The sequence below is a fragment of the Citreimonas sp. genome, from assembly GCF_042096055.1.
In the GTDB taxonomy this organism is placed as follows: Bacteria; Pseudomonadota; Alphaproteobacteria; order Rhodobacterales; family Rhodobacteraceae; genus Citreimonas.
The window spans coordinates 11,709-32,472 of the sequence record NZ_JBELMH010000004.1; the positions used below are offsets into that span (position 1 = coordinate 11,709).

20 protein-coding genes are annotated in these 20,764 nt (G+C 70.7%); 11 read left to right on the top strand and 9 right to left on the bottom strand.

From position 1 onward, the window contains the following. The first annotated feature begins 325 nt into the window (after positions 1 to 325). From ACFDTC_RS02030 to ACFDTC_RS02045, 4 genes are all read left to right on the top strand, one after another. Entirely contained in the window at positions 326 to 637 is a 312-nt protein-coding gene (locus ACFDTC_RS02030; protein WP_375257196.1) for a hypothetical protein, read from the top strand. Positions 638 to 722: 85 nt separating this feature from the next. Then, positions 723 to 2,111 carry a radical SAM protein gene (locus ACFDTC_RS02035; RefSeq protein WP_375257197.1) on the top strand — a complete coding sequence of 463 codons (1,389 nt, stop codon included), beginning with the start codon at positions 723 to 725 and terminating at the stop codon, positions 2,109 to 2,111. 23 nt (positions 2,112 to 2,134) lie between these two features. Beyond that, complete coding sequence (locus tag ACFDTC_RS02040; protein WP_375257198.1) at positions 2,135 to 3,103, top strand: JmjC domain-containing protein; 969 nt, start codon at positions 2,135 to 2,137, stop codon at positions 3,101 to 3,103. Continuing rightward, positions 3,079 to 3,588 (top strand): GNAT family N-acetyltransferase, encoded by a 510-nt coding sequence (locus ACFDTC_RS02045; protein WP_375257199.1) that lies wholly within the window; start codon positions 3,079 to 3,081, stop codon positions 3,586 to 3,588. The genes ACFDTC_RS02040 and ACFDTC_RS02045 overlap by 25 nt, the downstream gene beginning before the upstream one ends. On the opposite strand, the gene ACFDTC_RS02050 is transcribed toward ACFDTC_RS02045, so the two are convergent. From ACFDTC_RS02050 to ACFDTC_RS02090, 9 genes are all read right to left on the bottom strand, one after another. Continuing rightward, positions 3,576 to 4,949 (bottom strand): S8/S53 family peptidase, encoded by a 1,374-nt coding sequence (locus ACFDTC_RS02050; protein ID WP_375257200.1) that lies wholly within the window; start codon positions 4,947 to 4,949, stop codon positions 3,576 to 3,578. The genes ACFDTC_RS02045 and ACFDTC_RS02050 overlap by 13 nt on opposite strands. Position 4,950: 1 nt before the next feature. Further along, a complete protein-coding gene (locus ACFDTC_RS02055; RefSeq protein WP_375257201.1) occupies positions 4,951 to 5,862 on the bottom strand; it encodes a phosphatase PAP2 family protein in 912 nt (303 codons plus the stop codon). Between the two features lie 40 nt (positions 5,863 to 5,902). Next, positions 5,903 to 7,585, bottom strand: a complete 1,683-nt coding sequence (locus ACFDTC_RS02060; protein WP_375257202.1) for a transcriptional regulator — start codon at positions 7,583 to 7,585, stop codon at positions 5,903 to 5,905. 173 nt (positions 7,586 to 7,758) lie between these two features. Beyond that, positions 7,759 to 9,210, bottom strand: coding sequence for a fused MFS/spermidine synthase (locus ACFDTC_RS02065; protein ID WP_375257203.1), 1,452 nt, complete (start codon positions 9,208 to 9,210; stop codon positions 7,759 to 7,761). 272 nt (positions 9,211 to 9,482) lie between these two features. Continuing rightward, on the bottom strand, positions 9,483 to 10,700 hold the full coding sequence (locus tag ACFDTC_RS02070; RefSeq protein WP_375257204.1) for a 50S ribosomal protein L11 methyltransferase: 1,218 nt from the start codon (positions 10,698 to 10,700) through the stop codon (positions 9,483 to 9,485). Between the two features lie 122 nt (positions 10,701 to 10,822). Next, positions 10,823 to 11,386 carry a DoxX family protein gene (locus ACFDTC_RS02075; RefSeq protein WP_375257205.1) on the bottom strand — a complete coding sequence of 188 codons (564 nt, stop codon included), beginning with the start codon at positions 11,384 to 11,386 and terminating at the stop codon, positions 10,823 to 10,825. Further along, positions 11,383 to 12,114: a putative DNA-binding domain-containing protein gene (locus ACFDTC_RS02080; protein ID WP_375257206.1), complete on the bottom strand. Its 732-nt coding sequence runs from the start codon at positions 12,112 to 12,114 to the stop codon at positions 11,383 to 11,385. The genes ACFDTC_RS02075 and ACFDTC_RS02080 overlap by 4 nt, the downstream gene beginning before the upstream one ends. Beyond that, positions 12,111 to 12,950, bottom strand: coding sequence for a DUF692 domain-containing protein (locus ACFDTC_RS02085; RefSeq protein ID WP_375257207.1), 840 nt, complete (start codon positions 12,948 to 12,950; stop codon positions 12,111 to 12,113). Before ACFDTC_RS02085 ends, ACFDTC_RS02080 begins: the two co-directional genes overlap by 4 nt. A gap of 58 nt (positions 12,951 to 13,008) precedes the next feature. Further along, positions 13,009 to 13,320 (bottom strand): DUF2282 domain-containing protein, encoded by a 312-nt coding sequence (locus ACFDTC_RS02090; protein WP_375257208.1) that lies wholly within the window; start codon positions 13,318 to 13,320, stop codon positions 13,009 to 13,011. 158 nt (positions 13,321 to 13,478) lie between these two features. Between ACFDTC_RS02090 and ACFDTC_RS02095 the strand changes: the two genes are divergently transcribed. The 7 genes from ACFDTC_RS02095 (at position 13,479) to ACFDTC_RS02125 (ending at position 20,716) form a co-directional block, all read left to right on the top strand. Further along, positions 13,479 to 14,033: a sigma-70 family RNA polymerase sigma factor gene (locus ACFDTC_RS02095; RefSeq protein ID WP_375257209.1), complete on the top strand. Its 555-nt coding sequence runs from the start codon at positions 13,479 to 13,481 to the stop codon at positions 14,031 to 14,033. Beyond that, complete coding sequence (locus ACFDTC_RS02100) at positions 14,015 to 14,614, top strand: NrsF family protein (protein WP_375257210.1); 600 nt, start codon at positions 14,015 to 14,017, stop codon at positions 14,612 to 14,614. The genes ACFDTC_RS02095 and ACFDTC_RS02100 overlap by 19 nt, the downstream gene beginning before the upstream one ends. A gap of 103 nt (positions 14,615 to 14,717) precedes the next feature. Then, the gene (locus ACFDTC_RS02105) at positions 14,718 to 16,010 is read left to right on the top strand and encodes an amidohydrolase family protein (RefSeq protein WP_375257211.1); all 1,293 of its coding nucleotides are present in this window, start codon (positions 14,718 to 14,720) and stop codon (positions 16,008 to 16,010) included. 163 nt (positions 16,011 to 16,173) lie between these two features. Continuing rightward, positions 16,174 to 17,166 carry a BMP family protein gene (locus tag ACFDTC_RS02110; RefSeq protein WP_375257212.1) on the top strand — a complete coding sequence of 331 codons (993 nt, stop codon included), beginning with the start codon at positions 16,174 to 16,176 and terminating at the stop codon, positions 17,164 to 17,166. 40 nt (positions 17,167 to 17,206) lie between these two features. Continuing rightward, positions 17,207 to 18,736: an ABC transporter ATP-binding protein gene (locus ACFDTC_RS02115; protein ID WP_375257213.1), complete on the top strand. Its 1,530-nt coding sequence runs from the start codon at positions 17,207 to 17,209 to the stop codon at positions 18,734 to 18,736. Beyond that, positions 18,726 to 19,778 carry an ABC transporter permease gene (locus ACFDTC_RS02120; RefSeq protein ID WP_375257214.1) on the top strand — a complete coding sequence of 351 codons (1,053 nt, stop codon included), beginning with the start codon at positions 18,726 to 18,728 and terminating at the stop codon, positions 19,776 to 19,778. The genes ACFDTC_RS02115 and ACFDTC_RS02120 overlap by 11 nt, the downstream gene beginning before the upstream one ends. Then, complete coding sequence (locus ACFDTC_RS02125; protein WP_375257215.1) at positions 19,775 to 20,716, top strand: ABC transporter permease; 942 nt, start codon at positions 19,775 to 19,777, stop codon at positions 20,714 to 20,716. Before ACFDTC_RS02120 ends, ACFDTC_RS02125 begins: the two co-directional genes overlap by 4 nt. The last annotated feature ends 48 nt before the right edge of the window (positions 20,717 to 20,764 follow it).

The window sequence follows — 20,764 nt, forward strand, 5'->3', positions numbered from 1 at the left end:
CCGCAGATCGCCGGGCGCGGCTGGAAGGCTCCCTTCGGCGCGGAATACCGGCCCATCGGCGCGCGCACCGAAGACGGCCTGTCGTGGCTGACCGCCTTCAAGGCACCGTAGCCACTCCGTCAGGCGATGTTCTCTGGTGGGCGCGACCGCAACCGCGCCACGAGACCCTGCGCCCGAAATCCGAGAAAAGCGCGCGTCGCAGGGCCGAAATCCCGAGACTCTGACGACGCAACCCCCTTTCCGCTGACGGAGCGATGACGGGTGGTCCTGCATGGTCGGCAAGCCATCCGACAGGGGTGGCGGACCAACCTGAGAGGACACTCCAATGCCTGTGGAAAGCAACAACAAGGAACGCGTTCGTGCCCTTCTGAAGAAGGCGAACATGGAAATCGGCTCGGCGCTCACCCGGGTCGACAACATGGGGGAATACGAGCTTGCCGAAGCGGCCGGGGCCGCCGAGGCGACGCGCGCATTCTTCGACTTCAACGGCTCGTGCGGCAGCGAGTCGGTGACAGCACCGACGCGCGACGGCACCCGCGCGTTCTTCGACTTCAACGGCTCGTGCGGCGGCTCGTCGATCTCGGACGCACGCCGTGGCGAGGCGCTGGTGAACGCGCTGCGCGACATCATGCGCTGAGCGGCGGGCCGCCCCCGGGCCTGCCGAACCCGCCGCCGCCCCTGCCCGGCGGCGGGTCATTCCCCCCTGATCGAGGATCTTCGCGATGACCATGCATGAACCCGGCGCCGAGCGCGCGCCCACGCGCCTGTCGCGCTACATCGTCGCCACCGAGCCCTTCGCCGAGGACGGCGCAGGCGCCGCGCGGCTGATCTTCTCGACCCGCAGCGGCGCGATCCGCAAGATGTCCGAGCCGCTCTGGCAGCATGTCGCGGCGCAGGGCGGCGCGGGTCTGGCCCCCGACATGCTGGCCGACCTGGCCGATACCAAGATCCTGGTGCCGGACGGCGCGGACGAACGCGGCGCCGTGCTGGCCGAGAACCGCGCTGCGCTGTCGGCGACCGACACGGCCTACCACGTGATCCAGCCCTCGGCCTTCTGCCAACTCGGCTGCGATTATTGCGGGCAGGACCACACCCGCGCGCGGCTGGATGCGGCGCGGCAGGACCGACTGCTGACAAGGATCGACCGCGGGCTCGACACGCGGCGCTACCGGGCGCTGCGCATCGGCTGGTTCGGGTCAGAACCGCTGGCGGGCATGGCGGTCATCCGGTCGCTGACGCCGCGGCTGCAAAGCCTGGCCGCGGGGCGCGGCGTGACCTATTCCGCCGGGATCGTGACCAACGGCGTCAAGCTCGACCGCCGCACGGCGCGCGAACTGGCGGTCGAGCACGGCGTGACCGATGCCGAGATCACGCTGGACGGACCGGCCCGGCACCATGACGCGCGCCGCTTCTTCAAGACCGGCGGGCCGTCCTTCGACCGCATCTTCTCCAACATCCGCGCAGTGGCCTTCGATTCCGGCATCCCGATGCGGATCGTGGTCCGGTGCAACGTCGACGCCCGCAACGCCGACGGGGTGGAGGAACTGATCGACCAGCTGGCCGATGCGGGCCTCGCCGGGCTGATCGACCTCTACTTCGCGCCGATCCACGACTGGGGCAACGACGCCGCGGGCGCAGGCATGACGCCCGAGCGCTACGCCGAGGCCGAGCTAGAATGGGCGATCCACGCCATGTCGCGCGGGTTCGACCAGGGCATGCTGCCGCCTCGCAAGCGCATCACCTGCGTCGCGGTGCGCCCCGACAGCGAGGTGACGGACGCCTACGGGAACGTCTTCAACTGCACCGAGACGCCTTACGTGACCGCCTACGGCACGCCCAACCGCCACCGGATCGGCACGCTCGAGACGCGCGAGGTCGACCGCGATGTCAACCGGTTCGGCCGCTTCTACGACGATGTCGAGGCCGGGCAGCACGGCTGCGCCCGCTGCCCCATGCTGCCGGTCTGCGGCGGTGCCTGCCCCAAAAGCTGGAACGAGGGCACGCCGGCCTGTCCGCCCTTCAAGCGCAACATGCCCGAGCGGCTGTTGCTGCACCATTCGCGCGAAAAGCTGCTCGCCCGACACACGGCCGAGGCACGCGCCCAGATTTGACCAAACCCGAGGGAGTGACGACCATGACACCGATGACCGAACGCGAGCTCGAAACGCTGCTTCTGGGCGAAGGCGGGTTTCCCGACTTCTGGCAGACCAGCTGGAACCGGCAGCGCACCTGGGTGCGGGGGCGCGACCCGAGCGTCTTTGCAAGCTGCGTCACGCTGGACGAGATCGACGCGCTGATATCCCAGACGCGCCTGCCGCTGGGCAATTTCGACCTGGCCTACGACCAGCAGCCGCTGGACAAGAACGTCTATTGCCGCGACGGGCTGATCGTGCCCGCCCGCGTCTACGACCTGCACCGCGAGGGGGTGACCATCATCCTGCGCTCGGCGCACTTCTGGCTGCAGGGCCTGGACCGGCTTCGCCGCGCCGCGGAAGGGATGTTCGCCTGCCCGGTGCAGGCCAACGTCTACCTGACGCCGCCCGACAACCAGAGCACGCCGGCGCATTGGGACACCCACGACCTGTTCGTGTTGCAGATCGCTGGCGCGAAGCTGTGGCCGCTGTTTGCGAACACCGGCAATCCGCGCCCGCTGGTGCACGAGCGGTTCCGCCCCGGCATCGACCCGGTCGGTGCGCCGACGCAAACCCTGCGGCTCGAGTCCGGCGACAGCCTCTATCTGCCGCGCGGCGAGATCCACGCGCCGGTCTCGGTGGGATACTCGGTGCACGTGGCGCTGGGCGTGTCGTCCCCGCGGTGGATCGACGTGGCGCTGCAGCGGCTGGCCGACACTCTGCCGCCCGACAGCCCGCTGCGACGGCCCGTATCGCCCGAAGCGTCGGGCGTCGACCGTGCGGTGGACGCGGCGGCGGCGGCGCAGGCGCTGCGCGACCTGTTGGACGCCCCCGGCCTGTTGCCCCATGCGGCTGCCCCGGCGCGCGCGATCGCCGAGGGTGCCGAGGCGCCTCAGCGCGGCCGCCTGAACTCCATTGTCGAAGAGATGGGCGAAGCGCCGGCGACGTGCCGTCCGACCCAGCCGGCGTGACCGGCCCGGGCACAGATGCGGCGCCGGACTGGCGCTCTGCGACGGCGCGGGATCTGCCGATCCTGCGCCGCGCGCAGTCCGAGACCTTCGCGTCCATGCGCGGCCGCGCACCCACGGCGGAAGAGACCGCCCGGATGGACGCCGCGACGCGCGAAGCCTTGAACGACCCCGGCCAGACGATCGAAGCGGCGCAGCGCGACGGCCTGGTCTGCGCGTATTACTGGCTGCGGGGGCTGACCGAGCGCGATCCCTTCCTGGTGGACCTGCACGTCCTGCCGGGCCACCGGCGCGCCGGGCTGGGGCGCCTGTGCCTTGAGCGCGCTCTGCGCCGGGCGGCCGAGGCCGGGGCGGACCGCATCGCACTGTCGGTCGCGCCCGGCAACGCGCCGGCACTGGCGCTCTACCGCCGTCACGGCGCGCGCACGCTGGCCGCCACGGGTGACGCGATCTTGCTGGCCCTGCCGGTTCCCGCTCAGAGCCCGTAGAGGTCCGGGAAATTCACCGAGCCCGACCATGCAGGGTACCGGAACGCGCCGGCGTCGGTTTCCACCTGCACTGCGTGCGCCATCAGCCAGTCCTTGGCCGCCAGACCGCCGGAACCGGCCTCGAGGCCGCCGCTCGAATATCCCAGCGACACGTATCCCGCGACGATGGCAGAGGCGGCCGAGGTGCCGCCGAAGCGACAGAAATACGACCCGAACTCGCGCAGCGTGCCGTCGGGATCCTCGGCCGCGAAGGGGCTGTAGGAATAGCCGTGCGCGCCGGGCACGTCGGTCGAGATGATGTCGAAATGCGAGAATTCGGCGTTGTCGTGCTGCGGCGGGCAGCGCCGGTCCGCGAAATCGGCGTCCCGGTCGTCGAGCCGCACCGACAGGCGGTCGTGACGCTCGGCGTCGTTGCTTGGGCCGTGCACGGTCAGCCCGTCGATCGCGGAATAGCCCGCGACCTGGCCCTTGGCGTTGACCGCGCCGACCGAGATGATGCCGTTGTCGGCGTCGGCCAGGTTCGCCGGGTAGATGCCGTTCGCCTCGCGCGCGTTGCCGGCCGCGCAAACCACCGGCCGGCGCAACGAGACGGCGACGACCAGCTCGGTCAGTTCGCCCCAAAGCGTGCATTCGCGGTCGGTTGGGCGGGCGGGCAGGATCGCGTCGAGCAGGTCCGGGTCGCCGCCCAGTTGAGGCACCGTGCGGAACGGGTCCGGGAAGGCGCGCGGCAGCAGCACGACCGACGCGTCGATGATCTCGGCATAGAGCAGCGCGAGGATCAGCGACTCGGGGTCGGTGTCGAAGTTGGTCGAGATGGGCACAATCTCGCAATAGGGATCGGTGCCGCAATAGGGCAGGGGCAGGCTCCGCGCACCCGCGGCCGCGCCGTCATCAATGCTCACGGTCTGGGGCCGCCCGCCGACGAGGCCGGCGATCGCGGTGCCGTGGTTCGAGAAGTCGGGAGAGGTGGTCGGCGCGACGCCCCGGTGATGCGGCGCCGAACCGCGGGAAAGGCGATCGACCAGTTCGTTGAAGAGTTGGCGGCTGGCGGGAAGGGAATCCGCGATGTCGCTGGCGAGGTTCGGGAAGACCGCTTCCAGCACCCGGTCGCCGTAATAGGGAAACGCGCCGAGGCGGTTCGAGAAGAAGTCGATGGCGAGGTCGTGCTTCACCGCGTCGCGCAGGCAGGGATGCGCGACAGCGACCGAGGTGTCGATGATCGCGACGCGGCTGCGCTTGCCCTTCGGGGTGCCGCTCCGCAGGAAGCCCAGCACGCCGATGCTCTCGAGATGCCACAGCGCCGGGTAGGCGGCATAATCCTCGGTCGACGTGTTGATCGCCGTATCGCTTCCGTCGTCCATGTCAGATCCACTCCTTCTGGGCGGCGAGCATCTGCTCGCGGCATACGGTTTCCAGGACCGGCATCACCATGCGCGCCAGGTCGTGCCCCGCGCGGGTGTCGCTGGCATAGTGCAGCCCGGCCCATTCGCGGTTCTCGGCCACCCGCCGCGCGCAGAGGAACAACTGCGAGCTGGCGGCATGCTCCGGCAGAACCCGCGACAGGACGAAGGCGACCGCGAAGGACTGGAACGCGTGGTTGCTGGGATAGGACGCGTGCGGCGGGTTGGGAAGGAAGGGCCGCAGGCGCGGCTCCACCTGGTTCGGCCGCGGCACGTCGAAGCGGTGTTTGTAGCTCAGCCCGATCTCGTCGCACAGCAGCAGGACCAGCAGCACCAGCCCGACCGTGGCGTCGAGGCCCGAGCTTTCGTCGATGCCCAGCGGGCGCAGGTAGGCGGTCAGGTCCAGGCTGCTTTCGGCGATGATCTCGTCGCGGCGCAGCGCCTCGGCGGGCGTGTGCAGCAGCGCCTGCTTGCGCAGCAGGTCGATTGCCTCGTCGCGCAACTGCCGAGCGTCCGGCGGCAGCGCAAGCGGCAGGTCCCGCCAGCGGTCGGCCATGCCGTAGAGCGCCACCCGCTCTTCCCAGGGTTCCAGTGCAAGGCCAGTACCCGCGTTGTCGATCGGATCGGCACGGTTCCGGTTCCTGTTCCTGTTCCGGTTGCGATTCCGATTGCGGTTCCTGTTGCGATTGCGGTTCCGGTTCCTGTTGCGGTTCAGCGACAGCAGCGAGGACAGCGCCCCGCCGCCCGACACCGCGCCGCCGTCGAAGCCGGCGAACCCCGCCTCGCCCAGCGTTCCGGGGATGCCGCGGACCGACAGGCCGGTCGGGTGGACGATGAATTCCGTGGTCTCGAGCAGGGAAAGCGGGTGGTCCAAGGGCGGCTCCTTCATGGATGGGCGAATGGTGTGTGGCGCGTCACAATCCGGCACGGCTCAACCCCTGCAGGACGTGATCGATCGACTCCTTCCGCGGCAGGCGGAACCGGTTCAGCTGCACGGAGCGGTCGGCGAAATCGGGGTCGAGCGCCAACAGCGTCCCGCGCACGCGGCGCGCCTCGTCGCGATCGTCCAGGTGGCCGAGCGCCGCCAGACGGTAACGCAACGCGGCGTGGAAGCCGGGTTTCTTGGCCAGTGCGCGGGCGCCAAGCTGGCTGGCATGGGGGAAGTCACCCTGCAGCGTCGCGATCATGCACGCCGTGGTGTCGTAGGTGTAGCTGATCGGCGAGTAGTTCCCGAGCCGCACGGCCTTGTCCGACGCCGCGCGCGCCTGCGCGAGGTCGCCGCAATAGAGCTTGTGCAGCGCGAGGTGATCCCAGACGAAAGCCTGCATCGGGTTCAGCTCGATCGCGCGCGCGAAGATCTCGGACGCGACGTCGTGCCGGTCGAGCACGAAGCCCATCGTGTGGCCGACGCAGGCCAGCGCGATCGAGTTCAGTGGATTGCGCTGCAGGATGTCCGAGACGAGCTTCTCGGTCAGCTCGCGCTGGGCGTCGTCCCACTGGCCGATGTTCTCGCCCAGGGCGAACGAGGCCGAATAGGCCTTCAGGCTCTCGAGCAGGCCGTCGTCGATGCCGTCGCCCACGTGTTCGAGCCCGTCGAGCGCGGCGCGCATGCGCCGGGGGTCGAGTTCGAACATGCTGGCGAGGGCGTGGTATCCGATCAGCGTGCTGCGGCCGTTGCGCAGACCGCCCCGGTCGGGGCCCGCCTTCTCGAACAGTTTGGCCAGGTGGTCGACGTTCTGCGCGACGAACTGGTTGGCCATCGCGAAATCGCTTTCGGTGAAGTCCGACACGCGGGTCTGCAGCGACTGGCTGAGCAGCAGCGCGTTGCCGCCCGCGCCGTAGACCAGGAAGGTCACCGACACGCCATCGCCCACGACCAGCGCCCGCGCCCGCAGCAGGAAGGTCGGCTCGTCCGCCGCCATGTCCGGCCCCGGCCCGCGGAAATCGACGATGTCGACCGGCTGGTAATCCGACAGCGTGCGCGCGACCGATTCGGTGATGTAGTCGCCGATATAGGCGCCTTGCCCGTCGCCGCCATGCACGATGCTGGGCAGCAGCCCGATCGCGATGCGGCCCCGCTCGGCCGCGGGCCGGGCGGGCACGGGACGCGGCGGGGCAGGGGCAAGGAACGCGTCGCGCTGCGTCTCCCAGGCCGCGCGCTCGAGGCACAGCCATTCCTCGAATTCCTCGTCGCCGACATCCAGGCCCTCCAGCAGGTCGGCGGTCGGAACGACCGTGTCGGGCACCGTATCGGCGTTCCCGGCCAGGGCGCGCACGTCGATCCAGATCCGGTCGAGGTGCAGCGTCATCGCGTTGCGGTCGCAGGTCAGCACTTGCGTCGCGAGGCCGTCGAGCGCGCGGCGCAGCTCGAAGATCGTCTGCCGCAGGCTGCCCGCGGCATGTTCCTCGTCGCTGTCGCTCCACAGCTTGTCGCGCAGCCAGACCCGCGTGCGGATGCCCCGCGGCGACAGGGCGAGCAGCGCCAGCAGCGCCTGCGCCTTCTTCCCCTTCGGCGTGCAGTCGCGCCCGCCCGCGTCCTTCACGCACAGCGCGCCCAGCACGTAGAGCCGCGGCATATCGGTGTCGGAGCCATCCATGTTCGTCACGCGGATCTTCCGTTGGCCAGGGCGGTGCGGGCGGGCATCGAAGGCCGGCTCGGACCGCATTGCGCAAGTGGTTTACCATAGGTTAACCGGCCAGCGTTAGTGTTCCGTTATTTCCGCGTTGAAGCGCCCGAATTGGTCTCGGAAAGTGCGACCGGCGCGGTCGGCTAGCGGTGGCCCACCCAGCCGCGGTCGTCGGTGAAGGCGCGCGCCGGGCCGATCCGCGTGCGCTCGTACCCGGCCGGAAGGGCGTCCAGCGCCGCCAGCGGTGTGTCCGAGGCGGCGAGCACGATGTTCGCGCGTCCGCGCGGGCTGACCGGCCCCTGCACCGCCTCGACATGCGCGTAGAGCTGGTCGAGGATCGCGTGCAGGCCGCGGGCCAGTTGCCCGTCCGGCGCGTCGATCAGGTTCACGTAGACCGGGCCATCGACCGTGGCCTTCAGCCTCTCGTAGGTCTCGATCGTGGCGAGGTGCGCCGGCACCGACCCGGACGAGAACGCGTCCATCACGACCGCGTCGAAGCGGCGCTCCGTCTCGTTGATGTAGACGCGCCCGTCCGCGTGCACGATGCCTAGGCGACCTTCGCTTTCGGGGTCGCCAGCGTGCGCGTCATAGCCCGTCTGCCGGATCATCGCGCCGGCGCCGGGCAGAGTTTCGCGCACCACCTGCGTGACCAGCGGGTCGATCTCGACCGCGACGGCCTTGGCCTCGGGGCGCGAGTCCAACAGCCGCGTCGGCAGCGTATAGCCGCCGCCGCCGACGAACAGCACGGTGGGCGCCGGCCCCAGATCGCGGTCCATCCGCGCCCAGATCCAGCGCGCGTAGGACATCACGAGGTCGCCTTGCGTTTCGGGCGCTTCGCCCTCGGCCGTGACGCGTTCGGCCGCCTGCGCCGTGCGGTCCGAGTAGAGGTGGATCGCGCTGCCACGGCGTGCGACGTCGATGCAGGACAGGCCGGATTCGTACCGGCAGACCGGCCCGGTGGCCATGCTGGCCGCCACCATGGCCCACGCCGCCACCACCGTCACGATCGAGCCGCGCTCGCCGCCGCCGCGGATGAACGGCACGCAGAGCAGCGTCGCCGCGCCGCAGGCCGCGAAGGTCGCCGCCGATCCGATCAGCGGCAGCGTCACGAACCCTGCAAGGATCGCGCCCAGGATCGCGCCCAGCGACCCGGCGGCGAGCACCAGGCCCAGCGAAGACCCTTCGTGCCCGGGGCGCGCCTCGACCGCAAGCCGCGCGAGGAAGGGCGAGGGGAAGCTGATCAGCACCGACGCCGGGAAGAACGCGACGAAGACCGTCAGAAGCATCCCCCCCGTGCCCCGCGCGCCCATAGCGTAGAGCACGCCCAGGACCGTCGGCGACACCGCCATGAGCACCGCGGTCGCGATCAGCGCCGTGCGCACGCTGCGCACGGCCGCGTCGTGTGCGCGCTCGGCCACGAGGCCCCCCAGCGCGTTGCCCAGCGAGAAGCCTGCCAGAACGGTGGCGATGACCGCGGTCCAGGTCAGCAGCGACGTACCGAAGAACGGCGCCAGCACGCGGCCGGCGGCGATCTCGTAGGTCAGCCCGACGACCGACAGCACGAGAAGCAGGCAGATCGTGGTCCAGAATCGCAAGGCGGCCTCCGTCGCAATCGCGCGGAGGATGGCGCCGCGCCTCGGGTCACCACATGGGGCGCGCGCAGGCGCGGTCACGCGGTCGCGCCGCTCCGATCGGCGGCGGCGCCAAGGTGAGAGCCTTTGCGGGGTGATGCAAGCGCACGCATGTGGGCGACGCTCCCGAAGCGGTCTTTCGGGAGCGTCGCGTTCACGATGAAAGCCTCCGCGTGGCGACGGTGCGGTCCCCGCCGTGCGTCGTCGCGTTCTGCGAGGCCTTCGTGAGCGATCGTCTACATCGACGTGGCGACCAGATCGCGTTGGCTACCGGCCGCGGCATGTGCCGTTCCGGCGATCGCATGACCGGCACCGGCCGAGGCCGGCTGCTCCCACGCGGGCAGCGGCCATGCGTCCTCCTCGACGCCCTGCACCGCCGTCAGCGCCGACACGCTCAGTTGCGCCGTGTCGTGCCGCGCGACGATCGGCAGGCGATCGCCGGGCGCGGCGGCTATGGGACGCTCCAGAAGGAACGCCGTGCGCCCCCAGTGACCGCCCGAGTTCAGGTCGTTCGTCAGGCGGATGCCCGGCGCCAGCTCCATCTCGAAGAACGCGAGGACGGCGTGCATCTCGCCGGCCTCCGTGCATTCCAGGTCCACGGTCGCGTGGCCCGCGCGCAGGTCGGGCCGGGTGAAGTCGAACGTGAAGAGGTCGGCCGCGGGCCCGAGCGGCCTCGGCCGGCAGGCGGCGAGATCGTTCGGCGTCATCTGCGCGACCGATGCGAAGCGGTCGAAAGGGCCGAGCTCGAACCCCTCGGCCGTGCGCGGGCGCCAGAGGTTCAGCAGCCCGTCGCTTTCCACCAACTGCGCGCGCAGCGTGCCGCGTTCCGGGATCGCGCGGGCATCGGGCTTGGCCAGCATGTGCATCGCGTGGAACAGCGTCGCCAGCGCCCCTTCGCCCAGCAGGACGGTGTCGACGATCTCCGAGATCACCACGTCCGCGGGTTCGGGAATGTCCTCGCCGACGACCAATGTGTGCGACATCTTCGGGATGACGGTGATCCGGTCGGACAGGCCGTTCCGCGCGATCACCTTCTCGGCCGCCTGCGCGATCAGCGGCTGCTGCTCGCAGGTGTAGACGTGCCTGGCGCCGGCGCGCGCCGCCAGCATCGCCGTCAGCCCCGCGCCGCAGCCGATGTCGAGAACCACGTCGCCCGGCCGCACCGTCGCGGCGATGGCCTTGGCGTAGGCGGCGTTGCGCATCGTGTCGGCGAGCATCGGGAAATGCCAGCGGGGCACCACCATCTGGTACAGCCGCTCGAGCAGGATCTTGGCGTCGTGGTGGTGGGGATCGTGCGCCAGCGCCTCGGTCAGAAGCTGCGCGGTGCGCAGGCCGCCATCGGTCAGCGGCTCGTCCTTCGCGCGGGCGACGAGGCGATCCGCCTCGGGCGTGTCCCGACCGGCGAGGCCGGCGAAGGTGTCATGGTCCGGCTCGAAGATAAGGTCTTTTGCCACGGGTCGTCGGTCCTCGTTCTAAGGATTGGGTGAGGACCGGGATAGCGGACGGGCGCATAAAATAAGGTAAATACTGGGAAACCAAGTTTCGGTGGCCGTTATCGTGGGTCATGCCGCGGGCCTCATAGACGCTCGCGGAAGATGATCCGGTCCAGCGACAGCGGACCGCCTCCGGTCACCGCAAGGCCCGCGAAAAGCCACGTCCAGAGCAGGCGCTGGTCCACGATCGACGCGTCCGGCTGCCGGTCGAACAGGGCGCCGATCGTGGCGCCGTCGACGCCGTGGCCGACGATGTCGGTCAAGCTCATCACGATCACGAACCCGATCATCCCGAGGGCCGCGAGGCGCGTGAAGGCGCCGAGGATCAGCATCAGCGGCAGCACGATCTCGGCTGCGGTGCCGGCCGCGACCACCAGGTCGGCCCAAGGTGACAGGCGCCCGGGGTCGTAGCCGGCCGCTTCCATCGCCCGGGGAAAGATCTGGACATAGGCGCCCGAACTCAGCCCGAAGCCGTCGATCTTGGTCAGGGCCGAACGCCAGAAGTACCCGGCGAGCACGGCGGCGAAGACGATGCGCCCCCCCGTCCCGAGAAGCGCCGGCGTCCGGTCGGTCGCCTTGGCGGACAGAAACAGGCTCCACGCCTCGAGCGCGGGCAGGAGGGGGCGGCCATGGCGGGTCACGGTCATTGCATATCTCCTTCGGGGACAAGCGCACCGGCGGCGAAAAGCGCCGCGAAGAGCGCGCCGTGGTCTGTGCCGGCGGGCAGCGCCTCGGCCAGCGTGGCGCCTTGCGCGAGCGCCTGAAGCATCGCGATCGTGCCCTTGGGCGCGGACGCGATCAGGACGGTGCTTTCGGGGCGGCAGATCAGGACCTCGCCGGCCGAGGCGTCGGCGAGATCGGGCCGGTCGCCGTTGCGCGACCAGATCGCCAGCGCCGGGTGGCGGGTGACAAGCCAGCGGGCGGACGGATGTGGGCGCGGACGCAGCGCGGCCACGGCGTCCGGGGGCAGTCTGGCCAGCGCTTCGGGCGCAAGCGGCATGGCGTCTGCCGCGTGATAGCTTTCGCGCCGCGCCTGCTCGATCGCGGCCACCTCGGGCAAATAGGGCAGGGCGGCCAGCGGCGGGAAGGTCGCGAGCCATCCTGGCAGGCGCGCGCCGTAGCGGGCCATGACCGGGCTGTCGGGCGGGTGCGCGCGGACGAATTCCCGCGCCATCGCGTCGAAATACGCGGTGCCGACAAGCCGTGCGACGACCGGGAAGCCGGCGCGCAGCGCGTCGACCAGCGCCACCGTGACGTTGTTGCGATACACCGCGTAACGGTCTGCGGCGGCACGCCCCTCTGGGACGGTAAGGCCCATGGGCGGCGCCGCGGCCGGGTCCAGCAACCCCGCGCGGAAGGCGGCCGCGCCCGTCATGCCGCGACCGCCGTCGACAGGATCGCACCCGCGCGGGCGGCCTCGGCACGCAGGGTGGCGAAGGGCGGCACGTCGTTGTCCCACTCGATCAGCGTCGGCAGGGGACCGGTTCGCGCGATGGTCCGCGCGTAAAGCGCCCAGACCGGGTCGGCCACCGGCGCGCCGTGATCGTCGATCAGCAGCGGCGCGCCCGTGGCGTCCCGGTCCTCGGCGTGGCCACCGAGATGGATCTCGCCCACGGCGTCTAGCGGGTATGCGTCGAGATAGTCGGTGGCCGAGACCTGCAGGTTGGCGGCCGAGACGAAGACGTTGTTGATGTCCAGCAGCATGCCGCAGCCCGTCCGCCGCGCGATCTCGGCCAGGAAGTCGGTCTCGGCGTAGGTGCTTTCGGCGAAGGCGAGGTAGCTCGACGGATTCTCCAGCAGCATCCGGAGGCCCAGGGCCTGCTGCACTTCGTCGATGTGCCGGGCGACGCGGTCCAGCGTGGCGTCGGTGTAGGGCAGCGGCAGCAGGTCGCTCAGGTAGGCGCCGTCATGCGTGGACCAGGCGAGGTGCTCGGAAAAGCTGGCGGGGTTCACCCGCTCGACCAGCCGCCGCAGCCGCGCTAGGTGATCGCGGTCCAACGGCGCCTCACCCCCGATCGACAGGCCGACGCCGTGGATCGACAGCGGAAAGCGGCGCGCGATCTCGTCCAGCATCGCCATGCGCGGGCCGCCGTCTGACATGTAGTTCTCGGCGTGGATCTCGAGCCAGGACACCGGGCCGGGATCGTCCAGGTCGGCGCGGTGCTGGGTCTTGAAGCCCACGCCGGGGGCATCGGGAAGCGTCGTGTTCATGCTGCCGGTCCTCCGTGAAGGGTGCGGCGCAGCGCCGGCGGGCGCTGCGCCGGTCGGTTCAGGCCGGCAGGTCGCGGTCCAGCGGCTCCAGCGAACCCTGGCGCGCGGTGCCGTCGGCCATCGCGGGCAGGTCGATCTCGGTGCAGGTGCCTTCGGGTACCAGCGTCCAGGCGTTGCCTTGGAAGTCGACGCTCGACGTGCCTGCGCAGGTGGTGCCGGGGCCTGCCGCGCAGTCGTTCTCGCCGGCAAGCGAGACGCCGTAGCATTTCACCTGGTCGCCCTCCTGCGCCTGGGCGGGCGTCGACAGATGGGCTGCGAGGCCGGCGGCCACGGCACCGGCGATGGCGAGGGTCTTGGTGTGGTAGGTCATAGGATCGGTCTCCCTGTTGAGCGCAGGCGTCGTTGCCTTGCATGAACAGGTTCGGACCGCGGCGGCCGTTCGTTACGATGCTCGCGTCACCGTGAAGCGCTGACACTTTTCGCTCGGCGGTGTAACGCGGCCGCGATTTCCGCCGTATACTGGATTGCATGGAACAGGGCGGCCAGGAGATCGACCGGCTGATGCGCGCGGGCTTGTCCGGCGACGGGGCCGCTTATGCCCGGTGCCTGCGGTTGCTGGCGCCGGTGATGCGCGCCATGGCGCGGCGCAGCCTGCCCGCGGACCGCGCCGACCTGACCGAGGACGTGGTTCAGGAGGCCCTGCTGTCGCTGCATCTCAAGCGCGGCAGCTGGGATCCGGGCCGGCCGCTGCTGCCGTGGGTGCGGGTCATCGTCCGGCACAAGGCGATCGACGCGCTGCGCGCACGCGGTCCCGCGATGGATGAACCGCTTGAGGCGCATCACGCGATCGGCGCGTCCGACGCGGACCCGCTGACCGGCCTGCATATCGAGCAGGCTCTGGCGCGGCTCTCGGCGCGCGACGCGGCATTGGTGCGGGGGCACGCGATCGACGGCGTCGATCCCGAGGCCCTGTCGAAACAATTGGGCCTGAGTGCCGGTGCCCTGCGCGTGGCACTGCACCGGGCACTGCGGCGGCTCGCGAGGGTCGCCCAGGAGGATGGCGGATGGACACCGAAAACCTGATCGCGCTTCTGGCGGCGGATCAAGCGCCGCCCCGCAAGCCGCGGCTGCGCCTGCGCGTGGCCGCGGGCGCGGTCGTGTCGCTGGGGCTGATGCTGGCGTTCTGGGGGCTGCGCCCGGGCTGGGGGGCGCTGGGCGATCAGCCGGTCATGCTGGCCAAAGCCGTCTGGCCGCTCGCGCTGGCCGCCTTGGCGGGCCTGCTGCTGAACCGGCCGCCGATGCGGACACCCCCGCTCTGGCCGCTGGCCGTGGCGAGCGCCGTCATCGTCGGCGGCTGGATCTTGGCCGTTGCGGCCGGCGGCGCGGTGTTCAGCGGCACGACCGTCGCGTGCCTGATCTCGGTTCCGCTTCTGGCGCTGCCGATCGGGGCGGCGCTGTTCGCGGGGCTCGGCCATCGCGTCGTGCCGTTGCCGGCCCGAACCGGTCTGGTGGCGGGCCTGTGCGCCGGCGGGCTGAGCGCCGCGATCTACGCGCTGCACTGCGACGAGGACGCCGCGAGCTTCTTCCTGCTGTGGTACGGCGTCGGCATCCTGGTGTGCGGGCTGGCCGGCCGCGTGGCCGGCAGGCGGTTCCTGGGCGTCTGAGGCGCCGGAGGCATGGCTCCGCGACCGCTTGCGTTTCCCGGTCGCCGCAATACGCTGACGCCGGCGGCACTGTGCGGCCGCATCCAGCAAGGAATTCAAGCGCATGTTCGATCTGCTCATCGTCAACGCGACCCTTCCGGACGGCCGCACGGGGCAGGGGATCGGCATCCGCGACGGCCGCATCGCCGAGATCGCGCCGGGACTGCAGGCCGAGGCCGCGCAGATCATCGATGCCGGCGGCCACCTGGTTAGCCCGCCCTTCGTCGACCCGCATTTCCACATGGACGCCACGCTGTCGCTGGGCCTGCCGCGGATGAACCGCTCGGGAACGCTGCTCGAGGGAATCGCGCTCTGGGGCGAGTTGCGGCCGACGCTGACGAAAGAGGCCGTGGTCGAGCGGGCCGTGCGCTACTGCGACCTCGCGGTGTCCAAGGGCCTCATGGCGGTGCGCAGCCATGTCGACGTGTCCGATCCGCGCCTCGTGACGGTCGAGGCGCTGCTGGAGGTGCGCGAGATCGTGGCGCCTTATCTCGACCTGCAGCTCGTGGCGTTTCCGCAGGACGGCTATTTCCGCCACCCCGACGCCGCCGCCGCGCTGGAGCGCGCGCTCGACATGGGGGTCGACGTGGTGGGCGGCATCCCGCATTTCGAGCGCACGATGGAGGCCGGCCGTGCCTCGGTCGAGGCGCTGTGCCGCATCGCCGCCGACCGGGGCCTGCGCGTCGACATGCATTGCGACGAGACCGACGACCCCCTGTCGCGCCACGTCGAGACGCTGGCCGAGCAGACGGTACGGTTCGGCCTGCAGGGCCGCGTCGCGGGCTCGCACCTGACCTCGATGCATTCGATGGACAACTACTACGTCTCGAAGCTGCTGCCGCTGATGGCCGAGGCCCGGCTGGCTGCAATCCCCAACCCCTTGATCAACATCATGATCCAGGGCCGCCACGACACCTATCCCAAGCGCCGCGGATTGACGCGGATTCCCGAACTCATGGCGGCCGGCATTGACGTCGGGCTTGGGCAGGATTGCGTCATGGACCCGTGGTATTCCATGGGCACCGGCGACCTGCTGGACGTGGCGCACATGGCGGTGCACGCGACGCAGCTTGGGTCGCAGGATGACAAGCGCGCGCTGTTCGACGCGGTGACCGTGAACTCGGCGCGGATCATGGGTCTGCAGGACTACGGGCTGCAGGTCGGCTGCCACGCGGACATGGTGCTTCTGCAGGCGCGCGACCCTGCCGAGGCGATCCGCCTGCGGCCGAACCGGCTCAAGGTCATCCGCCGCGGCAAGGTCATCGCCGAAACCGCGCCAGAGGTGACGCGGCTGTCGCTGCCGGGCCGGCCGGACGAACTGGATCCGGCCGCCTATGCGCCGCGCGACGCATCCTGACTGTGCAGCAAGCCTGCCCGTTTCCGCGGCAGAGTCCGATATCTGCCAACGGATTGAGCAAGAAGACAGTTGACAGCGGCGGGCGGTGCGCGAGGCTGACGCCATACAACGACCGGCCCGGGGCATTCCAGGATGCCGGCGAAACCGACGAGGGAGACCGACCATGATCCGCACCCCCATGACCCGCCGCCGCCTTCTGGGCACCGGCGCCGCGCTGACCGCCACGACGCTGGCGGCCCCCGGCCTGCTGCGCGCGCAATCCGCGCCCGTGAAGCTCGCCGGCATCCACGCCTCGCCGGTCGAGAACGCGTGGAACTCCGTCCTGCACGCCGCTATGCTCGCCGCGCACGAGGAAGGCGTGGTCGACTACACCTTCTCCGAAGGCGTCTCGGGCACCGACTATCCACGCGCCATGCGCGAATTCGCCGAAGCCGGCAACGTGCTGATCGTGGGCGAATCCTACGCGGTCGAGCGCGAGGCGCGCGAGGTCGCGGCCGACTATCCCGAGACCGCGTTCCTCATGGGCTCGTCCGGCGAGGCGTCGGGCGACAATTTCGGCGTCTTCGGCACCTGGAACTGGGAAGCCGCCTACCTCGCCGGGATGCTCGCCGGCCGGATGACGCAGACCGGCATCGTCGGCAGCGTCGGCGCCATCCCGATCCCCGAGGTCAATATGCTGATCAACGGCTTCGCCGACGGCGTGAAGCGCACCAACCCCGAGGCGACGCATCTGGTCAGCTTCATCGGCACGTTCTTTGACCCGCCGAAGGCGCGCGAGGCGGGCCTCGCACAGATCGACGCGGGCGCCGACATCCTGTTCGGCGAGCGGATCGGCACCGCCGACGCGGCGCAGGAACGCGGGGTCCCCGCCATCGGATCGCTGATCGACTACACGCCGCGCTACCCCGAAACCGTCTTCGCCAACGCGCTGTGGTCGTTCCGCCCGCTGGTCGACGCGGCGCTGGCGGACGCGGTGGCGGGCAACCCGACGGGCAAGAACTACACGCCGCTCAGCCTGATGGAAGACGGCGGCAACGACATCTCGTACCTGCCCGACGTGCCGCCCGCCGAGGCGGTGGCCGAGATGGAAGAGGTGCGCGCCGCCATCAAGGCCGGCGAGTTCGAGGTTCCGCGCAACTTCGACGAGCCTGCCTGATGCGAAGCGGATCTGCCCGCCTTCCGGACGGAGGGCGGGCGTGACGCGGGTTCTCGAACTCGATCGCATCACCAAGCGCTTCGGCGACACGTTGGCCAACGACGCCGTGTCGCTGCATCTCGACCGGGGCGAGATCGTCGCCCTGCTGGGCGAGAACGGCGCCGGCAAGACCACACTGATGTCGATCCTCTTCGGCCACTACACCGCCGACGCGGGCACCGTCCGGGTCGAGGGCACCGCGCTGCCGCCGGGCCGGTCGCGCGCCGCGATCCGCGCGGGCGTGGGCATGGTGCACCAGCACTTCGCGCTGGCCGCGAACCTGACCGTACTGGAAAACGTCATGACCGGGACCGAGCCGCTGTGGCGGCTGCGCTCGGACCGGGCCGGGGCGCGCACCAAGCTGACGGCGCTTGCGGACCGCTTCGGCCTGCCGGTCGACCCCGACGCGCGTATCGCCGACCTGTCGGTGGGGGAACGCCAGCGGGTCGAGATCCTCAAGGCGCTCTACAACGACGCGCGCATCCTGATCCTCGACGAACCGACGGCCGTCCTGACCGCGCAGGAGGCCGAGCGCCTGTTCGTGACACTGCGCGACATGGCGGCGCGGGGCCTTTCGCTGATCTTCATCAGCCACAAGCTGCACGAGGTCATGTCGGCCTCTGACCGCGTGGTGGTGCTGCGCGGCGGCCAAGTCGTGGCCGAGCGTGCCACGCGCGACACATCGAAGGCCGAGCTCGCCGAGCTTATGGTCGGCCGCGCCGTGCACAGGCCCGAACGCCCGCCCGCGTCGCCCGGCCCCGTGTTGCTCGAGGCGCGCGGCGTGCACCTGGCGCCGCCGTCGGGCACCGCGCTGAAGGGTGTGGATTTCACGCTGCGCGCGGGCGAGACGCTGGGCATCATCGGCGTGTCGGGCAACGGGCAGGGGGCGCTGGCGGGCCTCGTCTCGGGCCTCTACGCGCCCGACGCGGGCAGCCTCACGGTGCAGGGCAAGCCGCTTGCGCGGTACGACGTGCCGCACGCGATCGCCGCCGGCATAGGCCGCATCCCCGAGGATCGCCACGCGGAAGGAACGCTGGGGGACATGACCGCGTGGGAGAACGTGGTGCTGGAACGGCTCTGGTCGCCCGAGTTCTCGCGCCGCGGCGTGGTGCGGCACGGAGCGGCGCGCGCCGCAACGGCGCGGTTGCTCGACGCCTACGACGTGCGCGGCGCGACCGTCGACGGCCGCGTCCGGCTGCTGTCGGGCGGCAACATGCAGAAGCTGATCCTCGGCCGCGTGCTCGAGGCGCGGCCCGACATCCTGGTGGCGGCACAACCCAGCCGCGGGCTGGATGAGGGCGCCATCGCCGGGGTCCACCGCCGCCTGATCGAGGCGCGGGGCCGCGGCGCGGGCGTGCTGTTGATCTCGGAGGATCTCGACGAGGTCATTACCCTCGCCGACCGGATCCGCGCCATCGTCGGCGGGCGCCTGTCGCCCGCCATCCCGGCCGAGAGGGCCGACGCCCGCACACTGGGCCTGATGATGGCCGGCGACTGGTCCGTGGTCGAGGAGGCCGCCGATGCGGTTTGAGCGCCGGCAGAGCGTGCCCGCGGCGCTGACCGTGCTGGCGCCGCTTTGCGCGGTGCTGGCCGCGCTGGTGATCGCGGGCGGGCTGATCGCGCTGGCCGGGCGCAATCCGCTTACGGCCTACGGGCTGATCCTGCAGGGCGCGCTCGGCTCGCGCCTGGGTCTGACCGAGACGCTGACCCGCGCGACGCCGCTGATCCTGACCGGACTCGCGGCCGCGGTCGCGTTCCGGGCGAAGCTGTGGAATATCGGCGGCGAGGGGCAGTTCTACATGGGCGCGCTGGCCGTGCCGGCATTCGGATTGCTGCCCTTCGTCGCGGGCGCGCCCGCGCCGCTGGCGGTGCTGCTGTGCCTGCTGGCCGGCGCGGTGGCGGGGATGCTTCTGCTGCTCGGGCCGGTCGTGCTGAAGCTGCGGCTGGGGGTCGACGAGGTGGTGACGACCCTGCTGCTGAACTTCGTCGTCGTCCTGTTCGTGTCGATGATGATCGAGGGGCCGCTGAAGGACCCGCTGGCCTTCGGCTGGCCGCAATCGGTGCCCGTCCCAAAGGCCGCCGAACTGCCGGGTCTGGTCGAGCGCACGCGCCTGCACGCGGGGCTTCTGATCGCGCTGGCGCTGCCGCTGGCGGTCTGGTGGCTTCAATCGCGCACGGTCTTCGGCCTGCAATCGCGCGCCGCGGGGCTGAACGCGCGCGCCGCCGCCTTCGCCGGCGTGCCGCTGGGGCGGACCCTGGTTCTGGTCGGCTGCCTGTCGGGGGGCCTCGCGGGCCTTGCCGGCGCGATCGAGGTGATGGGCGTGAAGGGCTACGTCACCACCGACCTGTCGCCGAACTACGGCTACGCGGGCATCGTGATCGCCATGCTGGCGCATCTGCACCCGGTCGGCGTGATCGCCGCGGCGTTGTTCTCGGCCGTGATGTTCGTCGGCGCGGATTCCATGAGCCGCGCGCTGGGCGTGCCGTCCTACATCGCCGACGTGGTCGTAGCGTTGTCGCTGCTGACGATGCTTGTGGCGATCTTCTTCACGCAGTTCCGGGTGCGGGGATGAGCGTACTTCTCGATATCCTGCTGTCCGTCGGAATGTGGGAGGCGGTGCTGCGCATCGCGACGCCGCTGATCTTCGGCACGCTGGGCGTGCTTCTGTGCGAACGCGTGGGCGTACTGAACCTCGGGATCGAGGGGATCATGGCTTTCGGCGCGATGATCGGCTGGCTGACGGTCTACTCGGGCGGCGATCTCTGGGCCGGCATGGCGGCGGCCGCGGCGGGCGGCGCGATCTTCGGCCTGCTGCACGCGCTGCTGACGGTGACGCTGGGGCTCAGCCAGCACGTCACGGGCCTCGGGATCACGCTGTTCGCGTCGAGCTTCGCCTACTACGTCTTCCGCCTGGCGGTGCCCACGGCAAGCTCTCCGCCCACGATCGAGCCGTTCCGTCCGCTGCCGGTGCCGCTCTTGTCCGACGTGCCCTTGATCGGGCCGATCCTCTTCACGCAGACCGCGCCGACATACCTGGCGCTGGGGTTGGTCGCCGCGCTGGCGTGGATGCTCTACCGCACGCCGCTGGGGCTGGCGATCCGCATGACGGGCGAAAACCCGCACGCGGTCGATGCGCAGGGCATCGACCCGATCGCGCTGCGGATCGCGACGATCGCGGCGGGCTCGGCGCTGATGGGGCTGGGCGGCGCGTTCCTGACGCTGGCGGCGTTCAACTCGTTCTTCCCGACCATGGTGCAGGGCCGCGGCTGGGTCTGCATCGCGCTGGTGGTCTTCGCGCTGTGGCGACCGGGGCGGGCGCTGCTTGGGGCGCTGCTCTTCGCCTTCTTCGACGCGTTCCAGCTGCGCCTGCAGACGGCGGTGGACGGTGTGCCGTACCAACTGTTCCTGATGATGCCCTACCTGCTGTCGATCCTGGCGCTGATCGTCATGGCGCGGCGCGCGCGGGTGCCGCAGGCGCTGATGCAGCCCTACCGGCGGGGCGAGCGGTAGGCCCAAAGAAAATGCCCGCCACGATCGGTGGCGGGCATCCTTCATTTC

What these genes read in the sequence shown, in the direction of transcription:
- ACFDTC_RS02030 (WP_375257196.1), top strand. Translation starts at nt 326, where the DNA reads ATGCCTGTGGAAAGCAACAACAAGGAACGCGTTCGTGCCCTTCTGAAG.
- ACFDTC_RS02035 (WP_375257197.1), top strand. Translation starts at nt 723, where the DNA reads ATGACCATGCATGAACCCGGCGCCGAGCGCGCGCCCACGCGCCTGTCG.
- ACFDTC_RS02040 (WP_375257198.1), top strand. Translation starts at nt 2,135, where the DNA reads ATGACACCGATGACCGAACGCGAGCTCGAAACGCTGCTTCTGGGCGAA.
- ACFDTC_RS02050 (WP_375257200.1), bottom strand. Translation starts at nt 4,949, where the DNA reads ATGGACGACGGAAGCGATACGGCGATCAACACGTCGACCGAGGATTAT.
- ACFDTC_RS02060 (WP_375257202.1), bottom strand. Translation starts at nt 7,585, where the DNA reads ATGGATGGCTCCGACACCGATATGCCGCGGCTCTACGTGCTGGGCGCG.
- ACFDTC_RS02075 (WP_375257205.1), bottom strand. Translation starts at nt 11,386, where the DNA reads ATGACCGTGACCCGCCATGGCCGCCCCCTCCTGCCCGCGCTCGAGGCG.
- ACFDTC_RS02080 (WP_375257206.1), bottom strand. Translation starts at nt 12,114, where the DNA reads ATGACGGGCGCGGCCGCCTTCCGCGCGGGGTTGCTGGACCCGGCCGCG.
- ACFDTC_RS02085 (WP_375257207.1), bottom strand. Translation starts at nt 12,950, where the DNA reads ATGAACACGACGCTTCCCGATGCCCCCGGCGTGGGCTTCAAGACCCAG.
- ACFDTC_RS02090 (WP_375257208.1), bottom strand. Translation starts at nt 13,320, where the DNA reads ATGACCTACCACACCAAGACCCTCGCCATCGCCGGTGCCGTGGCCGCC.
- ACFDTC_RS02095 (WP_375257209.1), top strand. Translation starts at nt 13,479, where the DNA reads ATGGAACAGGGCGGCCAGGAGATCGACCGGCTGATGCGCGCGGGCTTG.
- ACFDTC_RS02100 (WP_375257210.1), top strand. Translation starts at nt 14,015, where the DNA reads ATGGACACCGAAAACCTGATCGCGCTTCTGGCGGCGGATCAAGCGCCG.
- ACFDTC_RS02105 (WP_375257211.1), top strand. Translation starts at nt 14,718, where the DNA reads ATGTTCGATCTGCTCATCGTCAACGCGACCCTTCCGGACGGCCGCACG.
- ACFDTC_RS02110 (WP_375257212.1), top strand. Translation starts at nt 16,174, where the DNA reads ATGATCCGCACCCCCATGACCCGCCGCCGCCTTCTGGGCACCGGCGCC.
- ACFDTC_RS02120 (WP_375257214.1), top strand. Translation starts at nt 18,726, where the DNA reads ATGCGGTTTGAGCGCCGGCAGAGCGTGCCCGCGGCGCTGACCGTGCTG.
- ACFDTC_RS02125 (WP_375257215.1), top strand. Translation starts at nt 19,775, where the DNA reads ATGAGCGTACTTCTCGATATCCTGCTGTCCGTCGGAATGTGGGAGGCG.